At 68.7% G+C, this 5061-nt stretch carries 4 protein-coding genes; all 4 read right to left on the reverse strand.

Features of this window, described 5'->3' with window-relative positions:
• Positions 1-965 (reverse strand): DUF6177 family protein (locus tag K6I33_RS31690; RefSeq protein WP_374286326.1); only part of this gene is annotated, 965 nt, incomplete at its 3' end.
• A 272-nt stretch (positions 966-1237) separates the two neighbouring features.
• The gene (locus tag K6I33_RS31695) at positions 1238-3643 is read right to left on the reverse strand and encodes a hypothetical protein (RefSeq protein WP_229357997.1); all 2406 of its coding nucleotides are present in this window, start codon (positions 3641-3643) and stop codon (positions 1238-1240) included.
• Complete coding sequence (locus K6I33_RS31700) at positions 3640-4020, reverse strand: DUF6507 family protein (protein ID WP_229357998.1); 381 nt, start codon at positions 4018-4020, stop codon at positions 3640-3642. The genes K6I33_RS31695 and K6I33_RS31700 overlap by 4 nt, the downstream gene beginning before the upstream one ends.
• Positions 4021-4190: 170 nt before the next feature.
• A partial coding sequence (locus K6I33_RS31705) for an SDR family oxidoreductase (protein ID WP_308297352.1) occupies positions 4191-5061 on the reverse strand: 871 nt, incomplete at its 5' end.

Below are 5061 nucleotides of genomic sequence, written 5' to 3' on the forward strand. Positions count from 1 at the left end.
ACGGCGAGGAGGTGGGTGGGTTCGGGGGAGCGCTCGCGGGCGAGGGCGGTCAACTGGCCGGTGGACCAGGGAAGGTTGACGGGCTCGGCGGTGCCCCAGCCGGCGGGTCCCGCGCCGGTGAGCGCGGTCCAGGCGGCGCGGAGCGCGCCGCCGAGGACGAGTTCGTCGGTGACGTGCTCGTGCAGGACGCGGAAGGAGACGATCAGCTGCCGGTCGGTGGTGGGAGCGGCGTCCGCGAACGCCTTGGCGACCGGGGTCTCGCCGGCTTCCGTCCGGGCCGGGGTGAACGTCCCCTCTTGCCAGCGGAGTTCAGCGCCGGAGAGCCCGTCGTAATAGCGATTTCCGCTGTCTTGGACGACCCAGCGGTTGGGCGCACCGGCGAGGGCGGTACGGAGGGGGAGGGTGAGACGTACGTGGGGTGGTGTGACGATCTGCAGGGCGAGGCCGGCGGCGCCGACCGTGCGCAGGATCTCGGACATCCACGCGTTGAGGGGGACGACGGGCCGGTCGACGAGCACGACGGCGGTGGAGTTGGTAAGCACGTCGACGGCGAGCCCGGCCTCGGCGGTGACACCGCCCGGCGAGGAGGACACGGGAACGACGTCGAGCGACGCGGCCTCCGCCGGCCACACCGCCCCGCCGAGCAGCATCCTCAGCCGCCCCGCCACGGACCCGGCGAGCGGCGCGGCCTCGGGCAATGCGGTCGAGGCCCGCACATCGGTCCACCAGTACGGGACGGGCGGCGCCCCGACCCCGTCCCCGAGCAGCCGCTCCGCCTCCCCGGGCACGTGCACGAGCAACGGCGCCTCGACGGACACCAGCGGCCGCCCGTCCGCCGCCCGCAACTGCACGACCGCCCCGTCATGAACCCCGGCCGCCTCGACATCGGGCCCACCCGCGTAGAGCCCGGCCACGACGGCCCAGGAGTCGGGCATCTTGGGGGTGAGGGCTATGACGTCTTTCAACGGGCGTCCTAATAGTGGAGTGAGCTTGCTCGAAACGTACTTCTAAGATTGCACGAGCAGGCGGTCTGGGGCCGATCCCTCTCGCGTCCAAGCGATAGCGACTTTTCGTGCCACGGCTCTGTAGAGCATGTCCTCCACCCCGTCCTCAACGGACATGTCCTCCGTGACTTTATTCAGGGTCATGGTTCGCTCTACCCCCTTGATGTCCGTGAACCTGTAGCGAACCAATTGATCGCTTTCCTCTAGCTTTTCAACTTCCGCATAGAGGGCCATTATTGCTCCCAAGTGTAATTTTCACGGGTCGGCGGCTCTGGGCTGCTTGCCCAGTCTGCGATTTCCGTGGCTGCCGCATGCGCTTCGGCGTATGTAGAGCCCGGGTGGTCCACATAGTACTGATGCTCTGCGAGCTCATGTTCCATGAGCAGCAAGTCGGCCTTGGTGTGCCGCCCGGACCGTAGGCGGATCCATGCTTCTGCCATGTCAGGGTTTGGATCGTAGCGGGCGTGGACTATCCCTCCATCGTGTGTAGCGAGGGGATGTTCTTCAAAGAAGACATGATTCTTGATGGCTTCAATATCTGCTGTGGAGAAACCGCGTGACCCATCAAGGCGGGGGACGTCCTGCAAATGTCCAGCCATTGCAGCCGTATCATCAGCAGCTCGGATGGCATCGTATGCCTCGATTGACCACTCTTCAGTCAGCATGTAGCTGCGTACTGTGCCTGTGTCTGGTGGACGAATGGCTCCACCTGATTGGCCGGGTGCCACGTCACCACCATCGACCGCGTTGTGTTCATGGCTGTCGAAGTGCTCAGGGGAGTCACCTGCGTCGTGTGCAGGAGCCCTGTCGCTGTCATGGCCGGAGAACTCGCCATGGTCTTGCTGTGAGTGGGGCTTGTCGCCGTGGTGCGGTGGTGCGTCATCCGTGCGTCGGGGCGCATCGTGGTCATGCGGGCCTGACGGGGAATCGTGCCCCCCATGGGTAGGCGTGCCGTGGTTGGAGGACAGCGTGTCGTGGCTGCCGCTACCACCACCGGCGTGCGGAGTGGTGTGGGTTCCGCCTCCGCTCGGAGTTTCGTGGCTCGCAGACGGGCCACGACCGAGGTCGTGCGTCGTGCCTCCCGGTATGTGCTCGGCAGACCCGCCCGGTATGCGGCCCCCGGTCCTGCCTGACGTGTGGCCGCCTGCCTCGCCCGTCGGCATGTGCTCCCTGCCGCGTCCAGCCGCCGACGTCGCGTCGCTGCCCGTGCGGGCGCCCGAGGCGGCCGGGACCTTTTCGTGCTCTGGGATCGCGGTCGTGGAGTGCGGTCGCTGCTCGGGCGCCTTCGGCGCTTCGGCGGCCCGTTCCGCCGCCGAGAGTTCCTTCGTCGCGGCCTGGAGCTCCTTGCCCTGTGCGTCGAAGAAGCGGCTGCTTCCCTTGTCGAGGTAGACGACCTTGTTGCCGTCGGCGAGGAACGGGACCGCGGTCTCCGGCAGGTTTGGCGGGCGTTTTGGGAGGGCCGCGCCCTCCCCCGGGAGCTTGAACGTTTCTTCGGCGAGGTGGACCGTCGAGCCCACCCGGAGGTTCTTCAGGCCCGACATCAGGTCGCCGACCTTGACGAAGGTGAACTTGCCCGCCTTGCCCACGTACGTCATCGGGTCGACGATCCGGCCCGCCTTGCCCAGCGCCGACACCGTCTTCGCGACAGCGCCACCCTTCGCCGCCGCGCCCGATCCACCCGTGAAAACCGTGGTGAGAACGTTGAAGGTGACCCCGCCCGCCGCGCGGGCCGGGTTCTTGCCCCACTGGTCGTAGGCGACGAGGGCCTTGCCGGTCTCCTTCATCGCGGTGCGTGAGTCGCGCAGCCAGCTGGGGAGTTTGTCGTCGGGGGTCATCCAGTAGGCGGCGCCCAGTGGCGAGGCGGTGATGACGAGACCCGTGGCGAGTTTGGCGAGGCCCGTCCAGGCCTGGCCGGCCTTGTCCCAGCCGTCGGTGCCGACGAGGGTGCCCAGGCCCTTGATGGTGCCCCAGACGCCGTCGACGATGAAGCCGTCCCAGACGAAGCTCTTGATCTGGTGGCCCAGCCAGGCGAGGCCGGTGTACTCGCGCTCCGCCATCGCGCCCCAGGGCGTCGACTCGGCGTGGTCGAGGTCGCTCGCCTTGTAGCCGTACATGCCCGGCTTGTGGGAGCCGTCGTCGACGGTGAGCGGGGTGATGCAGCACAGTGCGGCGATCTTGTTGTAGCAGGTGCGCTCGGCGTCGTGGAAGGCGGAGACGGTGGCGTTGACGCTGCGCCACAGGCTGTTGTTGTGATCGACCTTCTTCTTGTCCCGGCGCCAGTGGTCGTCGCCCTCGACGCTCGCGACGAAGGCCACCGCCTCGTCCTTGAGGTCGCTGAGCTTCTTGGCCAGCGGGCGCACCTCGGTCGAGTACGCGCTCAGCGCGCCGGACACCTTCTCCAGGTCGCTCGCGAACGCGCCCGCCTTCGTCGCCACCGGTGCCGTCGTCGCGAAGAGCTTCTCCGCCTCCGGTGCCTTGTAGCAGGCCTGGAGGCCCTGGAACGTGGAGTGGACGGACGCGCCCGAGTCGCGGAAGAGCTTGGCGTCCGAGGTCATCGTCTTGACGTCGGAATCCAGCGTGTCGAGGTTGCCGGTGAACTGGGGTATGCCCGAGGGGACGATGAGATCCTCGTCGCTCACTTCTTGTCACCGCCCTGCCCGGGCATGTCTATCTTGGGCTCCTTCAGGGCGTCGCTCTGGGTGGTCCGGGCCATCGCCAGATCGCCCTCGACGTAGTGGCGCGTGGCCTCGGACGCGCCGTTCAGCGAGGCGGCGGTGCGCTTGGCGATGTAGGTCAGGTCGCTCGACCACTTCTTGACGAATTCCCCCAGCGCACCCGAGACCGGGCCGCTCGGCACCGGGCCGCAGACCATGCCGCTGATCGTGCCCGCCGCCGTCGCGGCGCTCGGCAGCGTCTTCTGCACGCTCTGGCCCGCCTTCGACAGGCCCTCCGCCGCCGTCGCCGTCCTGCTCAGCACTCCGCCGACCTCAGCCGGACGGATGTCCCACGCCGTCATGGATCCCCCTGTCCCCTGCCCTCTGTCCCCGATCCCTGCCGCACCATCGATGTTCGATGTTCGATGTGTGTGTATGACACCCTGCCATAACCGACTGACACACCTGTTTTTCGGTACGCGGGTGTGACAGTCGGCCCCGGCCGCCCCCTCAGCCCCTGCCGAACATCCCCTCAGCCCCGCGCGCCCTCCGCGTCCGTCGAGTACGCCACGTTCCGCTGCGCCTCCAGGTCGGCCAGCCGCTGTCCCAGTGCCGCGCGCCCCATCTCGTAGGCGTCGCTGCCGAGGACGAGGCGGGCGGGGGCGGGGTCCTGGTCGGCGCTGTCGATGACGGCGCGGGCCAGGCGGGCCGGGTCGCCGATGGGGTCGATCGCGGTTCCGGCGAGCATGCTGCGGCGGAACTCGCCGAGGTCGGTGTCCTCGTACGCCGCCAGTGGGGCCGCCTGGTCGAGGCCCCGGTCGATGAAGGCGGTGCGGATCGCGCCCGGTTCGACGATCGTGGTCTGGATGCCGAAGGGCGCGACCTCCTGGCGCAGCGACTCGAAGAAGCCCTCGATGCCCCATTTGGTGGCGTGGTACAGGCTCAGCAGTGGGAAGGCGATCTGGCCGCCGATGCTGGAGATCTGGACGATGCGGCCGCCGCCCTGCTCCCGCAGGTGGGGCAGGGCCGCCCGGGCCACCTGGATGGAGCCGGTGAGGTTGGTGGCGAGCTGCCGGGCGATCTGTTCGTCCGTCAGCTCCTCGGCGGCGCCGAAGAGCCCGTAGCCCGCGTTGTTCACCACGACGTCGATCCGGCCGAACGCCGTCCACGCCTCGTCGACGACGCGCCGGACCGCCGGGGTGTCGGTGACGTCCAGGGAGAGGACCCGCAGCCGGTCGCCGTGCTCCGCCACGAGGTCGTCCAGGGTCTCGGTCCTGCGCGCCGTGGCGGCGACGCGGCAGCCCCGGACGAGCAGCAGTTCGGCCAGCTGGCGGCCGATGCCCGAGGAGGTGCCGGTGACGAACCAGGTCTTGTGAGGGTGAGGGTGGGGGTGAGCGTGGGGA

The sequence above is a fragment of the Streptomyces sp. UNOB3_S3 genome (assembly GCF_020740895.1).
Lineage (GTDB): Bacteria > Actinomycetota > Actinomycetes > Streptomycetales > Streptomycetaceae > Streptomyces.

Bases quoted from the DNA above. Each gene is read 5' to 3' on its own strand.
- K6I33_RS31700 (WP_229357998.1), bottom strand. From the start codon at position 4,020: ATGACGGCGTGGGACATCCGTCCGGCTGAGGTCGGCGGAGTGCTGAGC.